Source organism: Streptomyces sp. B93 (genome assembly GCF_018070565.1).
GTDB lineage: Bacteria > Actinomycetota > Actinomycetes > Streptomycetales > Streptomycetaceae > Streptomyces.
On the sequence record NZ_JAGPXL010000003.1, the window covers coordinates 274,571 to 294,483 of the forward strand.

Genomic DNA, 19,913 nt, shown 5'->3' on the forward strand with positions numbered 1-19,913 from the left:
CGGACCGCTCCGAATCAACAGGTTGCGATTCGGTGTACGCCTTGAGTGATTCGGCTGCCTGGTCCGTACCGGTGGGAGCAAGGAGTAACCCCACCCGCACCCTACGGCACGAGGATTCGGCATGAGGTCCCTGGAGAGGCATCGCGACGTCGGCGCGTACGCGCTCGGCGTGCTGGACGAGACGGAGGCCTTCCGTTTCGAGGACCACCTCATGGACTGCGCCAGCTGTACCGCGCAGGTCACCGAATTCGGCCCCGCGGCCCGGCAGTTGATGCTCTACCGGCGGGCGACACCGCGCTCGGTGCACCCCATGGCGGGCCCCGGCCCCCGGCTGCTGGACCGGCTGCTCGGCGAGGTCGCGGCCCGGCACCGGGCGCGCCGCAGGCGGCACCTGTACGCCGTCGCCGCCGCGGTGGTGCTCGCGGTCGCGGGCCCCGGCCTCACCGTCCTCGCGAGCGGCGGCGGCGACGGGGCCGTACGGGTGGCGGCCACCGACGAGCGGTCGGGGGTGTGGGCCCAGGTCACCACCGAGGACGAGGCCTGGGGCAGCCAGGTGGAGGTGACGGTGAAGGACGCGGCGGGTCCCCGGGTGTGCACCCTGGTCGCGGTCGGCCGCGACGGCTCGGAGGAGACCGTCACCACCTGGACCGTCCCCCGGCACGACGCCCGCCCCAACACCATGCAGGGCGGCGCGGCCCTGCACCCGGACGAGATCGACCACTACGAGGTGCGCACGGCGGACGGCACCCCGCTGGTGCGGCTCGGCACCCGGTGACCCCGCGCCCTACTTCAGCAGCCGGGACAGCCGGCGGTCCGCCAGCGGCCTGCCGCCCGTCTGACAGGTCGGGCAGTACTGGAACGAGGAGTCGCTGAAGGAGACCTCGCGGATGGTGTCCCCGCACACCGGGCAGGGCTCCCCGGTCCGGCCGTGCACCCGCAGGCCGCTCTTCTTCTCCGCCTTCAGCCGCCCGGCCGCAAGACCACGGGAGCGCTCGACGGCCGCCGTGAGCGTGGAGCGCAGCGCCTCGTACAGCGTCGCCGTCTCCTCCGGCGTCAGGGAGGCCGCGATCTTGTACGGCGACATCCGCGCGGCGTGCAGGATCTCGTCGCTGTAGGCGTTCCCCACCCCGGCGATCAGGGCCTGGTCGCGCAGCGCGCCCTTGATCCGGCGCCGCTCCCCCGCGAGCAGCGCCGCCAGCCGCGCCTCGTCGAAGTCGGCGGCGAGCGGGTCCGGCCCGAGCCGGGCGACGCCCGGCACCTGCCGCGGGTCGGCCACGACGTACACGGCGAGCCGCTTCTGGGTGCCCGCCTCGGTGAGGTCGAAGCCCGCGCCGGTCTCCAGGGCCACGCGCAGCGCGAGCGGCCCCTTGCCCGGCTTGGGCGGCCCGTCGGGCAGGCGGTCCCGCCACTGGAGCCAGCCCGCGCGGGCCAGGTGGGTCACCAGGTGCGGGCCGCCGTCGGTGCCGACGTCGAGGAACTTGCCGTACCGGCGCACGGCGGTGACCTCGTGGCCCTCGAGGGCGGACAGGGGTGGGTCGTACGTCTTCAGGACGCTGACGGCGACCGGCAGCACCCGGACGATCTCGTGACCGGTGAGGTGCTCGGTCAGGAAGTCCTTCAGCGCTTCGACCTCGGGCAGTTCCGGCATGGGTCCAGGGTGCCAGGGCCCGCGGGCGTGCGCTCAGCGCCGTACCGGCACCACGAACTCGCACCAGACCGCCTTGCCGCCGCCGCGCGCCTCCACGCCCCACACGTCCGTCAGCAGGTCGACCAGGAGCAGTCCGCGCCCGGACACCCCGGACTCGCCCGCCTCCCGGCGCCGGGGCAGGGCGCTGGAGGTGTCCTCCACCTCGACGCGCAGCCGCCGGTCGGCGCCGGTGAGGACCCGCAGGGTCAGCACGGCGGCGCCCTCGGTGTGCATCAGCGCGTTGGTGACCAGTTCGTCGGCGACGAGTTCGATCTCGTCGGCGCGGTCAACGGCACCCCAGGACCGGACCGCGGCGCGGATCATGTGCCGGGCCTGGGTGAGCGCCTCGGGGTCGCCGGGCGCCACGTGCTGCTGGAGCCGGCCGCCGGTGCGCGGGGTGTCCAGGCCGCGCCGGCGCAGCAGGAGCAGCGCGACGTCGTCCTCCAGGCCGCGTTCCCCGGCCAGTTCGATCAGCCGGTCGGCGAGGGCGCGGACGTCGTCGGGGCCGGTGGCGACGTCCGAGGTCAGGATCTGCATGCCGTCGTCGAGGTCGGCGCCGGGCTGTTCGACCAGCCCGTCGGTGCACAGCAGGAGGGTGTGGCCGGGGTCCAGCTCCATGGTCGACACCGGGTACTCCAGGACGCCGAACTCGGCGGAGAGCCCGAGGGGCAGCCCGCCGTCCACGGGGACCCGGCGGCAGCTGCCGTCCGGTGCCCGCAGCAGCGGGTCGATGTGCCCGGCCCGCACCACCTGGACCACCCCGGTGGCCAGGTCGGCCTCCGCGTACAGGCAGGTGGCGAAGCGGTCGGTGTCCAGCTCGTGCAGGAAGACCGAGGCGCGGGCCATCACGGTGGCCGGGGTGTGCCCCTCGGCGGCGTAGGCGCGCAGCACGATCCGCAGCTGGCCCATCACGGCGGCGGCGTGCGTGTCATGGCCCTGGACGTCCCCGATGACGGCGCCGACCCGGCCTCCCCCAGAGGGGGGACCCCCAGGCAGCGGGATCAGGTCGTACCAGTCGCCGCCGATGTCCCGGCCGAGGGAGCCGCCGACCTCGGAGGAGCGGTAGCGCACGGCCACGTCCGCGCCGGGCACGCTGGGGATGGTGCGCGGCAGCATCGCCTGCTGGAGGCCCTCGGCGAGGTCCTTCTCCTGCTCGTAGAACATGGCGCGCTGGAGGCTCTGCGCGATGCTGCTGCCGAGGGCGACGAGGACGTTGCGCTCCTCGGGCGTGAAGCCGCGGCGGTCGCTGTAGAGCAGGCCCATCGCGCCGATCGGGCGGGCCTGCACGATGAGCGGCAGATAGGCGGCGGAGGTGATGTTGAGGTCGGTGATGTGCGGCCACAGCACTGGATAGCTCTCGGCGAAGTCCTCCGGGGACTCGATGAAGCGGGGGCGCAGGGTGCGGACGACCTCGCTCATCGGGTACTGCTCGTCGATGCCGGTGAGCCGGGTGCCGGGCACGAAGCTGCCGACCGGGCCCTCCGCGATCAGCCGGATGCGGTGCGCCTCGACCAGGCCCATCACCAGGCTGGTCGCGCCGAGGTGGGCCAGGCCGCGGGTGTCCTTGAGCACGTCGATGACGTCGGTGACGGTACGGGCGTGCGCGAGGGCGGCCGTGCTCAGCTCCACGACGCTGGTCTGCCGCCGCCGCATGTCGTCCTGCTCGGCCTGCTCGCGGCGGGCCTCGGGGTCGCTCAGCTCCTGGGTGGCGTCCCGGACGATGCCGATGATCCGGCGGGGGCGGCCGTTCTCGTCGCGCCGGATGTAGCCCTGGGTGTGGGTCCAGCGCAGGCTGCCGTCGCGGCGGCGGACCCGGAAGTAGGCGCCGTAGTTCTCACTGCCGTCCTTCAGCGCCCGGGAGACATGGGCGTCGAGGCGTCTGCTCTCCGAGGGCGGCACCCGCCTGCCGAGCGTCTCTATGCGGCCGTCGTATTCGTCGGGGCGCATGTCGAAGATCTCGTGGGCCCGGGCGTCCATGACCATGAGGCCGGTGTCCAGGTCCCAGTCGAAGCTGCCCATGCGGTTGAGCGCCAGGATCGGGTCCGGGTGGGCGGGCCAGTCGTCCGGGAGTGAAAGGGCGCTCGCTCCCCGATCAGCCATGGACTCACCTTGCCAGGCTCCGGCCGAATCTTCGACTTGTCCCGAATTCATTCGGTTCCGATGTCGTCTTCGGCGGGGCCGTCGTCCTCGTCCTCCGGGGCGTCCGGCGCATCCGGGACGAGACCGCCGCCGTCGGGCAGGTCGGGGGCGTCCGGTACGGCCTCGGGGCCGGTCTCGTCGGTGGGGCGCGGGGACACCGGGGGAAGCGTGACATCCGGGGTGCCCGAAGGAGTGGGGGGCTCCGGCGGATCGGCGGGCTCCGGGGACCACCCGGGGACGCTCCCCGCGGGAAGTGGCGTGCCCGGCTCCGGCGCCGGGTGCTCGCTCGGCGGCGTCGACGGTCTCGGTACGTCCGGTGGTGGCAGCGTCCGGTCGTGCTGCACCGCGTGGCCGATCCGCCGTTCGATCCAGGTGCGGTCGTCGGCGTCGAGGAGGGTGAGGCCGCCCATCACGCGGGGCGCCCGGGTCACCAAGACCACCTCGGCGGGCCGGTAGCCCGGCCAGGGCCTGCCCTCGGTGGCGGCGTCGCCGGGCAGCGCGAGCGGCGGGGTGAGCGGGTTGCCGCAGGCGCACCGGACCCGGGGCAGGCCCCGCTCGTCGACCAGGACGGCGGTGCCCGCCTGGAGGACGGCCTGCCGGTCGCGGGCGCGGCCGTGGCGGTACCCGTGGTCGGTGACCCGGGTGTCGGCGCGCAGGACGACCGGGGTGAGGGAGTGCAGATAGGCCGTGAGCTGCTCCGGCGCCACCCCCATGGCCTGTGCGAAGGCACCGGACCGGGCGGGGTCGCCGGAGAGCAGGGCGGTCTGCCGTTGCACGTCGCAGCTGGGGCTGCGCTCGCTGCCGCCGTACAGGCCGGGGGTGCCGCCGGAGAGCGAACGCAGTCCGGTCAGGGCGGCCGGGGCGCCCGCCGCGGGCGCGGGCGCGGCGGCGGTGCGCGGCGTTCGGGGCAGCGGTGCCGGGGTAGCCGTGGAGAGGGCCGTGGAGGTCGTGAAGGGGTCGGGTCCCCGCGTCGCGGCAGGCTGGAGGAGCAGTTCCGCACTCGTATGGGCGGCGTCACCGGCGCCGCAGCCGGTGACGAGGAACGCCGCCCAGAGCACCAGGGCGGCGAGGACTCCGGTGGAGGTGCGCACCGCTCTCTCCCGCTCGGTCTCCAGCAGATTCGTCACCATTGTCTGCTTCAGTCACACTGGTCACGCAAGCGGAGCAAGCGATCACCCACAGCGACGGCGGACGGGACGGGAACGAGGCGGAGAGGAGCGCACGGTCGTGGACTGGTTCACCGCGTCCGACTACTGGCTGACCCGGCTGGTCTTCCAGCGGGCCCTGGCCGCCGTCTACCTCGTCGCCTTCCTGACCGCCGCCCTCCAGTTCCGGGCGCTGCTCGGCGAACGCGGGATGCTGCCGGTGCCCCGGTTCGTGGCCCGGGTGCCGTTCCGGCAGGCGCCGAGCCTCTTCCAGCTCCACTACTCCGACCGGTTCTTCGCGGGCTGCGCCTGGACGGGCTGCGCGGTGTCGGTGGCGCTGCTGGCAGGGGTCGACGGGCTGCTGCCGCTGTGGGGCGCGATGCTGCTGTGGCTGGTGCCGTGGCTGCTGTACCTGTCGATCGTCAACGTCGGCCAGACCTGGTACTCCTTCGGCTGGGAGTCGCTGCTGCTGGAGGTCGGTTTCCTCGCCGTCCTCCTCGGCAACGACGAGGTGGCGCCGCCGGTCGTGGTGCTGTTCCTGCTGCGCTGGGTCCTGTTCCGCGTGGAGTTCGGCGCGGGCCTGATCAAGATGCGCGGTGACGCGTGCTGGCGGAAGCTGACCTGCCTGGACCACCACCACGAGACCCAGCCGATGCCGGGCCCGCTGAGCTGGTTCTTCCACCATCTGCCCAGGCCCCTGCACCGCGTGGAGGTGGCCGCCAACCACTTCACCCAGCTCGTCGTCCCGGTACTGCTGTTCACCCCGCAGCCCGTCGCGACGGCCGCCGCCGCGCTGATGATCGTGACGCAGTTGTGGCTGGTGCTGTCCGGCAACTTCTCCTGGCTGAACTGGATCACCATCGTGCTGGCCCTGTCGGCGATCCGGTTCCCGGCGGACCCGCCGTCGTCCGTGCCGGACGCGCCGCTGTGGTACGTGGCGCTGGTGCTCGCCGTGGCGGCGCTGCTGCTCCTCCTCAGCTACCAGCCGGTCCGCAACATGGTCTCCCGCCGTCAGGTCATGAACCGCTCCTTCGACCCCCTGCACCTGGTCAACACCTACGGCGCGTTCGGCAGCGTCAGCCGGGTCCGCTACGAGGTGGTGATCGAGGGCACGGCCGACGCCACCCCGCGCGAGGACTCGGAGTGGCGGGAGTACGAGTTCAAGGGCAAGCCCGGTGACCCCCGGCGCTGGCCGCGCCAGTTCGCGCCCTACCACCTGCGGCTGGACTGGCTGATGTGGTTCGCCGCGCTGTCACCCGCCTACGCCGGGGCGTGGTTCGGGGCGCTGGTGGAGCGGCTGCTGGAGGAGGACCGCGACACCCTGAAGCTGCTGCGCCGCTCCCCCTTCCCGCCCGGTGATCCGCCGCGCCACATCCGCGCCCGCCTCTTCCGCTACCGCTTCACCACCTGGCGGGAGCTGCGGGAGACGGGCGCCTGCTGGGAGCGCAGTTACGTACGCGAGTTCCTGCCGCCGACCCGGCTGTCCGGGACGGGTCCGCACAGGCCGTAGACACGCGTGGCCGTACCCGCGAGCACAGCGGCGCGCTCACCCGGATGAAGCCCCGCCAGCAACTCCCGTGTGACGTCCAGGACTTCGCCGTACGACGCCCGGAGGGTGCACACCGGCCAGTCTGAGCCGAACATCAGCCGGTCCGGTCCGAAGGCGTCCAGTGCCGTCTCGCTGTACGGCCGCAGGTCGGCGACGCGCCAGGAGCCGGGGGCGGCCTCGGTGAGCAGGCCGGAGAGCTTGCCGACCGTGTTGGGGAGGGCGGCGAGGGCGCGCAGTGCCGTCCGCCAGGGCTCGAGGCGGCCGTGGGCGACGGGCGGTTTGCCGAGGTGGTCGAGGACGAAGGTGAGCCCGGGGTGCGCGGCGGCGGCGCGGGCACAGGCGGGCAGTTGACGGGGCCGTACGACGAGGTCGTAGCGGAGTCCGGCGGCGGCCACGGCGGTCAGGCCGCGTCGTACGTCCGGGCGCAGCAGCCATTCGGGGTCCGGTTCGTCCTGCACCTGGTGCCGGATGCCCGTCAGGAACCGCCCGCCGGGGAGTTCCCCGAGCCGGGCGAGTTCGTCGGCGAGGTCGGGGCGGGTGAGGTCGGCCCAGCCGACGACGCCCGCGGCCAGGCCGTGCCCGGCGGCGAGGGCGAGGAGTTCCGGGGTCTCCTCCGGCACGGTGACGGTCTGCACGAGGACGCTGCGGCCGACCCCGGCGGCGCGGGCGGACGGCGCGAGGTCGGCGACGACGAAGTCCCGCCGCAGGGCGCTGAGTTCGGGGGCGGCGAGCCAGGGCTGGTCGCGGACGGACAGGTCCCACACATGATGGTGCGCGTCCACGACGGTCACGGCGGCCCCTCACCTCCGGGCACCGGTACGTCCGGCGGCAGCAGCCCGCGCTCCTTCGACTCCGCCCAGAAGGCCGCGGGGACATGGGCGCGGAACTGTTCGGCGCAGTCGTCCGCCTCGGCGGCCGAGCGGGCTCCGACCAGGACACTGACCACGGCCGGGTGGGCGGCGCAGAAGGCTAGGGCGGCGGCGCGCAGGGTGGTGCCGTGGCGGTCGGCGAGGGACTTCAGGCGCAGGGCGCGGTCGATCACGTCGGGCGGCGCCGCGCGGTAGTCGTAGCGGGCGCCTGGGCGCGGGTCGGCCAGCAGGCCGGAGTTGAAGGCGCCGCCGATGACCACCGCCGTACCGCGTTCCTCGGCGGCCGGGAGCAGTTCGGTGAGCGCGCTCTGGTCGAGGAGGGTGTGGCGCCCGGCGCACAGCACCGCGTCGACGTCGGTGTCCCGGACGAAGCGGGTGAGCATCCCGGTCTGGTTCATGCCCGCGCCGATCGCGCCGACGACGCCTTCCGCGCGCAGCCGTTCCAGGGCCGGGTAGCCCTCGCGGAAGGCCTGTTCGGCGTGGTCGTCGGGGTCGTGCAGGTAGACGAGGTCGACGCGGTCGACGCCGAGCCGGGTGAGGCTGGCCTCGAGGGTGCGCCGGATGCCGTCGGCGGTGAAGTCCCAGACGCGGCGGTGGGTGGCGGGGACGGCGAAGCCGTTTGCGAGGTCGTCGCCGGGGTCGTCGCCGTCGACGGGTTCGAGGCGGCGGCCGACCTTGGTGGAGAGGGTGTACTCGGCGCGCGGGCGGGCGCGCAGGGCCTCGCCGAGGCGGCGTTCGGCGAGGCCGAGGCCGTAGTGCGGGGCGGTGTCGAAGTACCGCACGCCCTGCCGCCAGGCGGCGGTGACGGTGTGGTGCGCCTGTGCGTCGTCGAGCGGGGTGTAGAGGTTGCCGATGCCGCCGGTGCCGAGGCCGAGGGCGGTGACCCTCACGCCCCTGCGGTCGAGCGCGTTCCGTCCCTCGTTCTCGCGCGCGTTCACCGGTTCACCGGCCGCGGCCGGAGGCCCTGCATCCCGCCGTCGACGGCGAGGGCGGTACCGGTGGTGGCGCCGGAGAGCGGGCTCGCGAGGTAGGCGATGGCGCCCGCGACCTCCGCCGCCGTGACCAGCCGTCCGGTGGGCTGCCGGGCCTCCAGCGCGGCGCGTTCGGCCGCCGGGTCGTCGGCCGCCGCCAGCAGGCGGCCGATCCACGGGGTGTCCGCGGTGCCGGGGTTGACGCAGTTCACGCGGATGCCCTCGTGGAGGTGGTCGGCGGCCATCGCCAGGGTGAGGGACTGCACGGCGCCCTTGGTGGCGCTGTAGAGGGCGCGCCGCGGGAGTCCCGCGGTAGCGGCTATGGAGCAGGTGTTGACGATCGCGGCGTGCGCGGAGCGGCGCAGGTGCGGCAGCGCGGCCCGCGTGGTGCGGACCATGCCGACGACGTTGACGTCCCAGACGTGCTGCCACTCGGTGTCGTCGTTGTCCTCGACGGTTCCCTGGGCGCCGGTCCCGGCGTTGTTGACGAGGACGTCGAGCCCGCCGAGTCCGGCGACGGCCGCCGCCACCGCCGTACGGACGGAGGTGTCGTCGGTGACGTCGGCGCGGTGGGCGAGCAGGGGCGGGCCGACGGCGGACGGGTCCAGGTCGAGTACGGCGACCCGGGCGCCGCGCTCGGCGAGAAGTCCGGCGGTGGCCCGGCCGATCCCGGAGGCGCCGCCGGTCACCAGTGCGGTGAGTCCCGCGAAGTCGCTCATGCCGTGCGCTCCTTGTCGTCCTCGGTGGCCCAGTAGGTGCCGTCGGGGTAGGTGTACCGCGCGATCGACTCGGGCCGCATGGCGGCGGAGAAACCCGGCGCGGTGGGGGCCGTGTAGTGACCGTCTCTGATCACCACCGGGTCCAGGAAGTGGTCGTGCAGATGGTCGACGTACTCGATGACCCGGTCCTCGGTGGTGCCGGAGACCGCGAGGTAGTCGAACATCGCCAGGTGCTGGACGAGTTCGCAGAGCCCGACGCCCCCCGCGTGCGGGCAGACCGGGACGCCGAACTTCGCGGCGAGCAGCAGGACGGCCAGGTTCTCGTTCACGCCGCCCACGCGGGCGGCGTCCAGCTGGACGATGTCGACGGCACGGGCCTGGAGCAGTTGTTTGAAGACGATCCGGTTGTGGGCGTGCTCGCCGGTGGCGACCTTCACCGGGGCGACGGCGCGCCGGATCGTGGCGTGGCCGAGGATGTCGTCCGGGCTGGTGGGTTCCTCGATCCAGTACGGCCCGGAATCGGCGAGTGCCCTGGTCCAGCTGATCGCCTCGTCGACCTCCCAGCGCTGGTTGGCGTCCACGGCGAGCCGGACGCCGGGGCCGACGGCCGCCCGGGCGAGTCGGCAGCGGCGGACGTCGTCCTCGAGATCGGCGCCGGCCTTCAGCTTGATCTGCCGGAAGCCGTCGGCGACCGCGCGGGCCGCGAGCCGGGTGAGCTTGTCGTCGTCGTAGCCGAGCCACCCCGGCGAGGTGGTGTAGGCGGGGTAGCCCCGCTCGACGAGCGTGCCCCGCCGTGCCCGCGCCCCCTCCCGTCCCCGGCGCAGGAGATCCAGCGCCTCCTCGGGGGTGAGGGCGTCGGTGAGGTGGCGGAAGTCGACCTGCGCCACGATCCACTCGGGTTCGGCGTCGGCTAGGAACCGCCACAGCGGCTTGCGGGCCCGCTTGGCGGCGAGGTCCCAGGCGGCGTTGACGACCGCGCCGATCGCCATGTGCATCACGCCCTTCTCCGGCCCGAGCCAGCGCAGCTGACTGTCACCGGTCAGGTCGCGGTACAGCGTGCCCGGATCGGCGCACAGCCCTTCGACCGGCCGGCCGAGCAGCTGTCCGCGCAGCGCCTCGATCGCGGCGACCTGCACCTCGTTGCCCCGCCCGATGGTGAAGGCGAACCCGTGCCCCTCGTGCCCGTCGCCCGCGTCGGTGCGCAGGATGACGTACGCCGCCGAGTAGTCGGGGTCCGGGTTCATCGCGTCCGAACCGTCGAGTTCACGGGAGGTGGGGAAGCGGATGTCATAGGTGTCGACCGCGGTGACGCGGGCGGAAGTCGGTGGCACGGAGGGCCTTTCGGTCCGGGGGCGTCTGGACAGCGACCGCTTCCTGTCTACCAGACCATACCACTTCACTGCCGTAACAGCCTCGAACCGCCAATCCTCGCCGCCTCAGCTCGAATTGGTCGGACCACCCCAGTGACTAGACTGCCGCGCACCGGGACGACGGGAGAGACGGCGTGGACGACACGGAGACGGGCCCGGCCCTGCGGCGGGGCACGGTCACCCAGCGCGCCATCGACCAGATCAAGGCGATGATCGCGGACGGCCGGCTCCAGCCCGGCCAACGTCTGCCCACCGAACGCGACCTCGCGGCCCGGCTCGGCATCTCCCGCAACTCGGTCCGCGAGGCCGTCCGCGCGCTCACCGTCCTCGGCGTCCTCCACACCCGGCACGGCTCCGGCAGCTACGTCACCCAGCTCAGCCCCGGTGACCTGCTGGACACCTTCGGTGTGGTCGCCGGCCTGTCCCGGGGCACCCGGCTGGTGGAACTCCTGGAGATCCGCCGCATCCTGGAGTCCACGGCGACCGCGCTCGCCGCCGCCCGCATCACTCCGGGACAGCTGGCCGAGGTCGAGCGCCATCTGACGGCGATGGACACCACGGACGACCCCGAGCAGCTCCTCGCCCACGATCTGGCCTTCCACCGCGCCGTCGCGACCGCCGCGGGCAACGAGACCCTGACCGCCCTCCTCGACGGCCTGTCCTCCCGCACCTTCCGCGCCCGCACCCGGCGCGGCCACCAGGAGGACGGCGCCTTCGACCGCACCCGCCGCGAACACACCGCGATCCTCCGCGCCCTCACCGCCCGCGACCCGGAGGCCGCCCGCGCGGCGGCCGCCGCCCACGTCGGCGAGGTGGAGGAGTGGCTGCGGACCCAACTCGCCGACGACTGAGCACCACCGCCCCCAGCGCACCCGAGGAGCCCACGTGACCGACCCGACCGTTCGCACCGCCGTGGAGATCGCCGCCGCCGTACGGGAGAAGCGGGACACCCCCAGAGACGTCGTCGCCCGGTGCCTCGACCGTATCGAGCGCCTGGACGGCCGTATCGGGGCGTTCCGGGAGATACGGGCCGAGCGGGCGCTCGCCGAGGCGGAGGCGGTGGGGGCCCGCGCGGATCTCGCCGAACTGCCGCTCGCGGGGGTCCCCGTGGCCGTCAAGGACAATCTGGCCGTGCGCGGCGAGTCCACCCGCGTCGGGTCGGCCGCGACACCCGACGCTCCCGCCGCCGAGGACCACGTCACCGTCGCCCGGCTGCGGGCGGCGGGCGCGGTGGTCGTCGGGCTGACCAACGTGCCGGAGCTGTGTGTCTTCGGTACGACGGAGGGGCCGTACGGCACGGCCCGCAACCCCTGGGACCCGAGCCGTACGGCGGGCGGGTCGTCCGGCGGCAGCGCGGCGGCGGTCGCCTCGGGCATGGTGCCGGTCGCCCTCGGCAACGACGGGATGGGCTCGCTGCGCATACCGGCGGCCAACTGCGGCCTGGTCACCCTCAAGCCGGGCCACGGGGTGGTCCCGGCGGGGGTGAGCGACGGCGACTGGTTCGGCATGTCGGAGAACGGGCCGCTGGCGACGACGGTCCAGGACGCGCGGCTGATGCTGTCGGTACTGGCGGACCGGGAGTTCCCCGGCCAAGGCGGCACGGCGAACCCCCGCGTCGCGCTCTCCCTGCGCAGCCCCCTCGCCGGGATCACCGTCGCCGAACCGTATACCAGGGCCGCCAGGGACGCCGCGGGCGTGCTGATGCGGACGGGGCTGCTCGTGCGGCGGGCCGAGCCGCCGTACCCGGCCTCGCTGGGCGTCACCGCGCTGACGTACTGGACGGCCGGTACGGCGGTGGACGCGCGGGGGCTCGACACCCGGCTGCTGGCCCGGCGCACCCGGGTGCACGCCGCGCTGGGGCGGCGTTTCGTCACCAAGGCGCAAGGGGGAACGGCCCGGGAGGCGCTACGGCGACGCCTGGAGCCGTTCTTCGAGGAGTACGACGTGCTGCTGACGCCCGCGCTGGCGCGCCGCTCCCCGAAGGCCGCCGCGTGGCACGAGCGTGGCTGGCTGCGCAATGTCGGCGCGAACTCGGCGTACTCGCCGTTCACCCCGCCCTGGAACCTGACCGGCTGGCCCGCGATGGCCGTGCCGTTCGGGACGCTGCCCTCCGGCGCCCCCTGCGCCGTACAACTGGTGGGGCGGCCCGGATCGGAGGCGGTGCTGCTGGAGTTGGCCGCACGGCTCGAGCGGGCACGGCCGTGGCGGCGGACGGCGCCGGTCGGGGAGGCGCGGATCTAGAGGGCCTTGTACATCACGTGGAGTCCGACCGGGCCGTATCTCGGGTGGTCGTAGGCCTCCGGGACCGTGCCGAGGACGGTGAAGCCGAGGGACTTCCACAGGCCGACCGCGGGGTTGGTCTCGACGACGGCGTTGAAGACCATGCCGCGGTAGCCGTGACGTTTGGCCTCGGTCAGGATGTGCTGGGCGAGGGCGCGGCCGATGCCGCGGCCGCCCTGGTCGGGGTCGACCATGAATCCGGCGTTGGCGATATGGGCGGCGGGGCCGCCGTAGTTGGGGGTGAGGTAGGCGGAGCCCACGACGGCGCCGGTGTCGTCCTCGGCGACGTAGACCCGTTTCGCCGGGTTCATCCACAGGGCGCGGGCCGCTTCCTCGGAGGTGCCGGGGTCCCAGGCGTAGGTCTCGGCGGCGGCGACGATGCGGTGCCAGAAGGGCCAGATGTGCGGCCAGTCGTCGGCGGCGGCTTCCCTGATCTGCATGGGCGTGAGTCTGACACGCCCATGCGCTCGGCGATCGCGAGGGGTTGCCGCGGAACGCGGTCAGTCCACGCTTGGCAGGATGTGGGGTTCGGCGAGGTCGTCCTCGTAGCCCGCGAGGCGGATGGGGGCGGACCGGGCCCACACGTCGAGGCTGCCGATCTCGCCCGGCCTGCGGCCCGCGCGGTCCGTGCGTTCCTTGGGGCGTTGGTCGCGATTCGTCTTCTCCGGTGTCACCGCGCACTCCTTATGTGTCGGGTAACCCTCGGGGTTCGCCGTCCAGCCACGCTCCGGCCGTCCGGCGTTCCGCTCGGGTGCTGCTTCAAACGGTCGGACGCGGTGGCGTCGGCAACGGATCGTGGGTTTGGGTTGAGCCCCGTGCTGCTGTCCGTCGCCTTCAGATTAACCAAATGAGCGGCCCCCCGCTCGATGGGGCTGCAAACAACCTGTAACTATGTCGAGTCGTGCCGTGTTCGTTTGATGCCGCTGTGCACGTGTTTGTTACATGATGCACCGCTCCCGGGACACCCGCGCGGACCAGCGGATCGAACGCGTCTTCGGTTCGGCGCTTGCGCGCGACCGCTCGGTTCACGTCCCGTTGGCTCGTGTTGGCCGGTCCGCAAGCTGCCCATGGTTGCCTGGCACACCGCTACGGCTGTCTCGCGGGAGGACTGACGCATGGAACTGCGCAGCGTCGAGGAGCTGATGGAGCTGCTGTACGCCTGTCAGGGCGCGGCCCCGGACGGCGGCGGCGCCCCGACGCCGGTGGACCTGCACGAGCACGCGCTGCAAACGGCGGCGCTGCTGCGCCGAAGTCGGCCCGCCGACAAGGAACTCCAGGTGGCGGGTCTGGTGCACGCCATCGGACGGCTGCTGCACCCCGGCGGCGCCGGGCAGGCGGATCTCGCCGCCGACGCGGTACGGACGCTGCTCGGGGAGCGGGTCGCCCGGCTGGTGCGGCAACAGGGGTCCGCCGGGCGGCATCCCGACGACGACGCCCTGACGCTGCGCCAGGCCCATGACGCGGCCACCGTCCCCGGTCTGGACGCCGGCGTCCTGGAGGACTGGCGTACGGTCCTGGAGCTGGTGGCCGCGCGGGCGGTGCACCCGTCGCCGGGCGCCCGGCCCGTTCACCACTTGCCGGGCGCGTAGTCCTTCAGGAAGACGCCGTACAGGTCCTCGCCCTGCTCACCGCGGACGATGGGGTCGTAGACGCGGGCGGCGCCGTCGACCAGGTCGAGCGGGGCGTGGAAGCCCGCCTCGGCGAGGCGAACCTTGTCGGGGTGGGGGCGCTCGTCGGTGATCCAGCCGGTGTCGACGGCCGTCATCAGGATGCCGTCCTTCTCGAACATCTCCTGGGCGCTGGTGCGGGTGAGCATGTTCAGCGCGGCCTTGGCCATGTTGGTGTGCGGGTGTCCGGCGCCCTTGTAGCCGCGGGCGAAGACGCCCTCCATCGCGGAGACGTTGACGATGTAGGTGCGGCGGGAGGCCGAGGCCGCCATCGACGGGCGCAGCCGGCTGATGAGGATGAAGGGGGCGGTGGAGTTGCAGAGCTGCACCTCCAGCAGCTCGACCGGGGTGACCTCGTCCACCGTCTGCACCCAGCTGTTGGTGTCGTGCAGGTCGGGCACCAGGCCGCCGGCGTCGATGGCCGTACCGGCGGCGATCCGCTCCAGCGAGGCCGAGCCGGAGACCAGGGCCAGGCCGGTCACGTCCTGGGCGGTGAGCGCGCCGCCGCCGGAGACCGGGAGGGCGGCGACCGCGCCGGAGCCGAAGGTGCCGATGACCTCGGCGGCGGGCAGTTCACCCGCGGGCAGCGGGGCGGACTCGGCGGCGACCAGTTCGCTGTAGGCGCCCGGGGAACGGCGTACGGTCTGGGCCGCGTTGTTGATGAGGATGTCCAGCGGGCCGTCGGCCGCCACGGAGTCCGCCAGCGCCACCACCTGGGCGGGGTCGCGCAGGTCGATGCCGACGATCTTCAGCCGGTGGATCCAGTCGTCGCTGTCGGGCTGGGCCTTGAAACGGCGGACGGCGTCGCTCGGGAAGCGGGTGGTGATGGTGGTGTGGGCGCCGTCGCGCAGCAGCCGCAGCGCGATGTACATGCCGATCTTGGCCCGGCCACCGGTGAGCAGGGCGCGCTTGCCGGTCAGGTCGGCGCGGGCGTCGCGGCGGGCGCGGTTCTCGTCGGCGCACTTCTGGCAGAGCTGGTGGTAGAAGTAGTCGACCTCGACGTACCGCTGCTTGCAGACGTAGCAGGAGCGGGGCCGCTGGAGTATCCCGGCGATCTGGCCCTCGGCGGTGCGGGAGGAGGGCAGGATGCCCTCGGTCTCGTCGTCGATGCGCTCGGCGGAGCCGGTGGCGGTGGCCTCGGTGACCGCCTTGTCGTGCGCGGTCTTGGCGGCGCGGCGCTCCTGGCGGCGGCGCTGCTTGACCGTGCGGTAGATGTGCGAGGTGGCCCGGCGGACCAGGATCGCGTCGGGGTGGTCGACGTCGAGCCTGTCGAGTTCCTCCAGCACGCTCAGGCAGACGGCGAGCCGTTCCGGGTCGATGCCGGGCCCGTGGACCAGCTCCTGGGTGCTCGCCGAGCCGTCGTCTGTCACCGTCATCGCGCTGCCGTTCCCTGCTCTGCCGTCGTGGCGCGCCGCTCGCGCCCGCATTCGAACGGGGAATTTTACGTAGCGCCGGGCCGTGCCGCCAAACCCGTGACGATCATGGGGCGCAGGCGTCGTTGAGGGCCGCCACCTCCTCGGTGACCGCGCGGGCGAGCAGATCGAGGTCGGGCACGGCCTCGGCGTCGGCGACCAGCCCGTAGTGGACCCGGCCGCGGTACGTCGAGACGGCGACGGCCAGCGACTGACCGCGGGCGAGCGGGGCGTACGGGTAGACGGCGGCCAGCCGGTGGCCGCCGAGCCTCAGACCGAAGCCGGGCAGCGGCACGCTGGTGACCAGGATGTCGAACCAGAGCCGCGCCGCCTGCGCGACCAGGGGCCCGCCGAGCCGGTGGCCGAGGGCGGGGACGTGGTCGGCGAGCAGGGCGACGGCGCCCGCGCCCCGCCCGGGGCCCGCGTCCTTGTTGCGGTCCATGGCGGTGCGCACCGCGGCGAGGCGGGCGAGCGGGTCCGGGTCACCGACGGGAAGCCGTATCAAGTAGCCGGAGAGCCGGTTGCCCTGGGGGTGGGCGGTGCGCGGACGGCGCTTGGAGACGGGGATCAGGGCGCGGGGCGCGACGCCCTCGCTGCCGTCGCCGCGCTCGTCCAGCCAGCGCCGCAGGGCGCCCGCGACGACCGCGATCACGACGTCGTTGACGGTGCCGCCGACGGCCTTGCGGATGCGGTGCACATCGTCGATGTCGACGACGACCCCGGCGGTACGGCGGCTGCCGCTGGGCTCGGAGGTGAGGGCCGGGGTGGACCGCATGCCGAGGGTGGAGACGGCCACGGAGGCGCCGATGTCCAGGGCGCGGCCCACGTCGGAGAGGGCGCCGCGCAGCAGCCCGGGCAGGCGCCGCACGTCGGGCAGCAGGCCGCGTGGGGGCTCCGGGGGCCGGGGGCGGGGCGCGGGCATGTCGATCGGGTCGAGGACGGCGGCGGCCAGGGCGAGGGCCCGCAGCCCGTCGGCGAGCGCGTGGTGGAACTTGAACAGCACCGCGAACGACGTGCCGTCCGCGCCGGGCAGCACATGGGCCTCCCAGGGGGGCCGTCCGCGCTCCAGGGGACGCTGCATGAGGTGGCCCGCGGCCTGCTGGAAGTCGCCCGTGGGCGCGTGCAGCCGGACGTGGTCGAGGGGGTCGAAGCCGGGGTCGGGCTCGCGGGCCGCGCCGCCGAAGGCGAACGGCTGCCAGACGTCCCGGATGCGCATCCGCAGGCCGGGCACCGCGGCGGCGCGGGCGGCGAGCAGGTCGGCCGCGTGGGCGCCCGCGGTGGGCGAGTGCGTCTCGAAGACGCCGAGGGCGCCGAGGTGCATGGGGTGCCGGTCGGAGTCGATGTTCCAGAACGCCAGGTCGAGGGGTGCGAGCGGATCGGAAGTCAATGGCTTGCCTCGCGACGACGACAGGTGGACCAGCAGTCAATCGCCATGGGGTGATTACGGTCAAGTACGATCAAGCTACGCACAGTTAACATCAGATTAAGCACGGACGCTCTCCGACCTCCCCCGAACGGCCAGAAAACGGTCATTCGTGTCCCGCGCTACGGCACCCGCTGACCCTTGCCCAGCGCGATCACGCCGCCCTTGGAGACGGTGTACAGCTCGGCGTCCCGCTCCGGGTTGACCCCGATCGTCGCGCCGGGCGGTACCTCCACGTTCTTGTCGAGCACCGCCCCGCGCACCACCGCGCCCCGTCCGATGTGCACGTTGTCGTGGAGCACCGACCCCTGCACCACCGCCCCCGGATCGACGACCACCCCGGGCGACAGCACGGACCGGGTGACCTGCCCCCGGATCAGGCACCCCGCGCTGATGATCGACTCGCTGGCGATGCCGCCCGCGTTGAACCGGGCCGGGGAGAGCTGGCCCGAGTGGGTGTAGACGGGCCAGCTGCGGTTGTAGAGGTTGAAGGCGGGGCGCTCGGCGATCAGGTCCATATGGGCGTCGTAGTACGCGTCCAGCGTGCCCACGTCCCGCCAGTAGCCCTGGTCTCGGCTGGTCTCACCGGGGACGTGGTTGCCGCTGAAGTCGTACAGCTGGGCCTCGCCGCGCGCGGTGAGCTGGGGCAGGATCGAGCCGCCCATGTCGTGCACGGACTCCCGGTCGTCGGCGTCCCGCTGGAGGGCCTCGATGAGGGCCTTGGTGGTGAAGACGTAGTTGCCCATCGAGGCGAAGACGCAGTCGGGGTCGTCCGCGAGGCCGGGAGGGTCGGCGGGCTTCTCCAGGAACCGCTGCACCGTCAGGCCGTCCGAGCCGGGGGTGATCACCCCGAACGACGAGGACTCGGCGCGCGGGACGCGGATGCCCGCCACCGTCACCCCGGCGCCGGACTCGATGTGCTGGGCGAGCATCTGCCGCGGGTCCATGCGGTACACGTGGTCGGCGCCGAAGACGGCGACGTACTCGGGCTGTTCGTCGTGGACCAGGTTCAGCGACTGGAGGATGGCGTCCGCGCTGCCGAGGTACCAGCGCGGGCCGAGGCGCTGCTGGGCGGGGACGGGGGTGACGTAGTTGCCGAGCAGGCTCGACATCCGCCAGGTGGTGGTGATGTGCCGGTCCAGGGAGTGCGACTTGTACTGCGTCAGCACGCAGATGCGCAGGATGTCGCCGTTGACGAGGTTGGAGAGCACGAAGTCGACCAGGCGGTAGGTGCCGCCGAAGGTCACCGCGGGCTTCGCCCGGTCCGCCGTCAGCGGCATCAGGCGCTTGCCCTCCCCGCCCGCCAGCACGATCCCCAGCACCGAAGGTCCTCCACGACGCATGGCCGCCCCCTCCCTCACCCTGGTTGACCGATGAGTGCCCCGTGGTGCGAGTGAGTAAGCCTGTTCGAGGCCGCCGGGGGCCTCAGGCGGCCTCAAGGGTGCTTCAGGGTCTCCTCGTACAGCCGGACCGTGCGCCGCGCCACGGTGTCCCAGCCGAACTCACCCACCGCCCGCTCCCGCCCGGCCTCGCCCATCCGCCGGGCGGCGGCCGGGTCGGCTAGGACGGTGTCCAGCGCCCGCGTCAGGCCCGCCTCGAAGTCGTCCGTCAGGGGGACGAGCAGGCCAGTCTCACCGTCGGCGACCACCTCCGGGATGCCCCCGACCGCGGACGCCACCACCGCCGTACCGCACGCCATCGCCTCCAGATTGACGATGCCGAGCGGCTCGTACACCGACGGGCAGACGAACACCGCCGCGTGGGTGAGCAGCTGCACCACCTCCGGGCGCGGCAGCATGCGGGGTATCCAGTGCACCGCGTCGCGTACGGCGCCCAGTTCCCGGAAGAGGTCACGGAACTCCCGCTCGATCTCCGGGGTGTCCGGGGCGCCCGCGCACAGCACCACCTGCGCCGCCGGGTCGATGTCGCGCACCGCGCGCAGCAGCTGGGGCACGCCCTTCTGCCGGGTGATCCGCCCGACGAACAGCACATAGGGACGGTCCGGGTCCAGGCCGAGGCGCTGCAGGACGTCGGTGCCGGGGTCGGGCCGGTAGATGGCGGTGTCGATGCCGTTGTGCACGACGTGGACGCGGGCCGGGTCCAGGGCCGGGTAGCAGGCGAGGATGTCCTCGCGCATGGCGCCGGACACCGCGATCACGGCGTCGGCGGCCTCGATCGCGGTGCGCTCCGCCCAGCCGGACAGCGCGTACCCGCCGCCGAGCTGCTCCGCCTTCCAGGGGCGCAGGGGCTCCAGAGAGTGGGCGGTCATGATGTGCGGCACGCCGTACAGCAGCTTGGCGAGGTGCCCGGCGAGATTGGCGTACCAGGTGTGGGAGTGGACGAGTTCGCGGCCCTCCAGCTCGGCGGCGATCGACAGGTCCACGGAGAAGGTGCGCAGTGCGTCGTTGGCCCGGTCGAGGGCGGTCCAGGGGCGGTGCCGGACGACGCCCGCGGCGCGGCCCTCGCCCCAGCAGTGCACGTCGAGGTCGACCAGGGGCGCCAACTCCCGGGCGAGGAACTCCACATGCACGCCCGCACCGCCGTACACGTCCGGCGGGTACTCCCGGGTCAGCAGTCCCACTCGCACCCGCGGCTCCCTGGTTCGGCGGCTGGTGCCCACATGGTCACCCATGAGGGGGTACGCACGGAAGACCGCGGTCGCCTTGTGGGGCGGGCGGGGTC

18 protein-coding genes are annotated in these 19,913 nt (G+C 73.5%); 5 read left to right on the forward strand and 13 right to left on the reverse strand.

All coding sequences use genetic code 11. The features are described from left to right. The first annotated feature begins 121 nt into the window (after positions 1 to 121). Complete coding sequence (locus tag KBY47_RS05070) at positions 122 to 775, forward strand: zf-HC2 domain-containing protein (protein ID WP_210919672.1); 654 nt, start codon at positions 122 to 124, stop codon at positions 773 to 775. A gap of 9 nt (positions 776 to 784) precedes the next feature. On the opposite strand, the gene KBY47_RS05075 is transcribed toward KBY47_RS05070, so the two are convergent. The 3 genes from KBY47_RS05075 to KBY47_RS05085 are packed head-to-tail and all read right to left on the reverse strand — an operon-like array spanning position 785 to position 4,956. Next, positions 785 to 1,648, reverse strand: a complete 864-nt coding sequence (locus tag KBY47_RS05075; protein WP_210919673.1) for an Fpg/Nei family DNA glycosylase — start codon at positions 1,646 to 1,648, stop codon at positions 785 to 787. 33 nt (positions 1,649 to 1,681) lie between these two features. Next, complete coding sequence (locus KBY47_RS05080; protein WP_210919674.1) at positions 1,682 to 3,787, reverse strand: SpoIIE family protein phosphatase; 2,106 nt, start codon at positions 3,785 to 3,787, stop codon at positions 1,682 to 1,684. Positions 3,788 to 3,834: 47 nt separating this feature from the next. Beyond that, entirely contained in the window at positions 3,835 to 4,956 is a 1,122-nt protein-coding gene (locus tag KBY47_RS05085) for a DUF6777 domain-containing protein (RefSeq protein WP_247694209.1), read from the reverse strand. A 97-nt stretch (positions 4,957 to 5,053) separates the two neighbouring features. On the opposite strand from KBY47_RS05085, the gene KBY47_RS05090 reads away from it, so the two are divergent. After that, complete coding sequence (locus KBY47_RS05090) at positions 5,054 to 6,481, forward strand: lipase maturation factor family protein (protein WP_210919675.1); 1,428 nt, start codon at positions 5,054 to 5,056, stop codon at positions 6,479 to 6,481. Here KBY47_RS05090 and KBY47_RS05095 read toward each other — a convergent pair. From KBY47_RS05095 to KBY47_RS05110, 4 genes are read right to left on the reverse strand one after another with little or no spacing between them, the layout of a single operon-like run. Continuing rightward, positions 6,421 to 7,311, reverse strand: a complete 891-nt coding sequence (locus tag KBY47_RS05095) for an amidohydrolase (protein ID WP_210919676.1) — start codon at positions 7,309 to 7,311, stop codon at positions 6,421 to 6,423. The two genes, KBY47_RS05090 and KBY47_RS05095, sit on opposite strands and share 61 nt — an antisense overlap. Beyond that, positions 7,308 to 8,327, reverse strand: a complete 1,020-nt coding sequence (locus tag KBY47_RS05100; RefSeq protein ID WP_210919677.1) for an aldo/keto reductase — start codon at positions 8,325 to 8,327, stop codon at positions 7,308 to 7,310. Before KBY47_RS05100 ends, KBY47_RS05095 begins: the two co-directional genes overlap by 4 nt. Next, positions 8,324 to 9,079 carry an SDR family NAD(P)-dependent oxidoreductase gene (locus KBY47_RS05105; RefSeq protein ID WP_210919678.1) on the reverse strand — a complete coding sequence of 252 codons (756 nt, stop codon included), beginning with the start codon at positions 9,077 to 9,079 and terminating at the stop codon, positions 8,324 to 8,326. Before KBY47_RS05105 ends, KBY47_RS05100 begins: the two co-directional genes overlap by 4 nt. Beyond that, the gene (locus KBY47_RS05110; RefSeq protein ID WP_210919679.1) at positions 9,076 to 10,410 is read right to left on the reverse strand and encodes an enolase C-terminal domain-like protein; all 1,335 of its coding nucleotides are present in this window, start codon (positions 10,408 to 10,410) and stop codon (positions 9,076 to 9,078) included. Before KBY47_RS05110 ends, KBY47_RS05105 begins: the two co-directional genes overlap by 4 nt. Positions 10,411 to 10,583: 173 nt before the next feature. Here KBY47_RS05110 and KBY47_RS05115 point away from each other — a divergent pair, with 173 nt between their 5' ends. Beyond that, positions 10,584 to 11,300 (forward strand): FadR/GntR family transcriptional regulator, encoded by a 717-nt coding sequence (locus KBY47_RS05115; protein WP_210919680.1) that lies wholly within the window; start codon positions 10,584 to 10,586, stop codon positions 11,298 to 11,300. Between the two features lie 34 nt (positions 11,301 to 11,334). Further along, entirely contained in the window at positions 11,335 to 12,690 is a 1,356-nt protein-coding gene (locus tag KBY47_RS05120) for an amidase (RefSeq protein WP_210919681.1), read from the forward strand. On the opposite strand, the gene KBY47_RS05125 is transcribed toward KBY47_RS05120, so the two are convergent. Further along, positions 12,687 to 13,169: a GNAT family N-acetyltransferase gene (locus tag KBY47_RS05125; RefSeq protein WP_210919682.1), complete on the reverse strand. Its 483-nt coding sequence runs from the start codon at positions 13,167 to 13,169 to the stop codon at positions 12,687 to 12,689. The genes KBY47_RS05120 and KBY47_RS05125 overlap by 4 nt on opposite strands. Positions 13,170 to 13,229: 60 nt before the next feature. After that, positions 13,230 to 13,403, reverse strand: coding sequence for a hypothetical protein (locus tag KBY47_RS05130; protein WP_210919683.1), 174 nt, complete (start codon positions 13,401 to 13,403; stop codon positions 13,230 to 13,232). Between the two features lie 441 nt (positions 13,404 to 13,844). Here KBY47_RS05130 and KBY47_RS05135 point away from each other — a divergent pair, with 441 nt between their 5' ends. Continuing rightward, positions 13,845 to 14,318 (forward strand): inositol oxygenase family protein, encoded by a 474-nt coding sequence (locus KBY47_RS05135; protein ID WP_210919684.1) that lies wholly within the window; start codon positions 13,845 to 13,847, stop codon positions 14,316 to 14,318. Here the strand turns inward: KBY47_RS05135 and KBY47_RS05140 are convergent. The 4 genes from KBY47_RS05140 to glgA all read right to left on the reverse strand — a co-directional run bounded on the left by KBY47_RS05140 (position 14,297) and on the right by glgA (position 19,818). Then, positions 14,297 to 15,772: an SDR family NAD(P)-dependent oxidoreductase gene (locus KBY47_RS05140; RefSeq protein ID WP_210919685.1), complete on the reverse strand. Its 1,476-nt coding sequence runs from the start codon at positions 15,770 to 15,772 to the stop codon at positions 14,297 to 14,299. The two genes, KBY47_RS05135 and KBY47_RS05140, sit on opposite strands and share 22 nt — an antisense overlap. Positions 15,773 to 15,875: 103 nt before the next feature. Further along, positions 15,876 to 17,195, reverse strand: a complete 1,320-nt coding sequence (locus KBY47_RS05145) for a wax ester/triacylglycerol synthase family O-acyltransferase (RefSeq protein ID WP_210919686.1) — start codon at positions 17,193 to 17,195, stop codon at positions 15,876 to 15,878. Positions 17,196 to 17,353: 158 nt separating this feature from the next. Then, on the reverse strand, positions 17,354 to 18,574 hold the full coding sequence (gene glgC, locus KBY47_RS05150; RefSeq protein ID WP_210919687.1) for a glucose-1-phosphate adenylyltransferase: 1,221 nt from the start codon (positions 18,572 to 18,574) through the stop codon (positions 17,354 to 17,356). A 92-nt stretch (positions 18,575 to 18,666) separates the two neighbouring features. After that, entirely contained in the window at positions 18,667 to 19,818 is a 1,152-nt protein-coding gene (glgA, locus tag KBY47_RS05155) for a glycogen synthase (RefSeq protein ID WP_210919706.1), read from the reverse strand. Positions 19,819 to 19,913 lie beyond the last annotated feature (95 nt).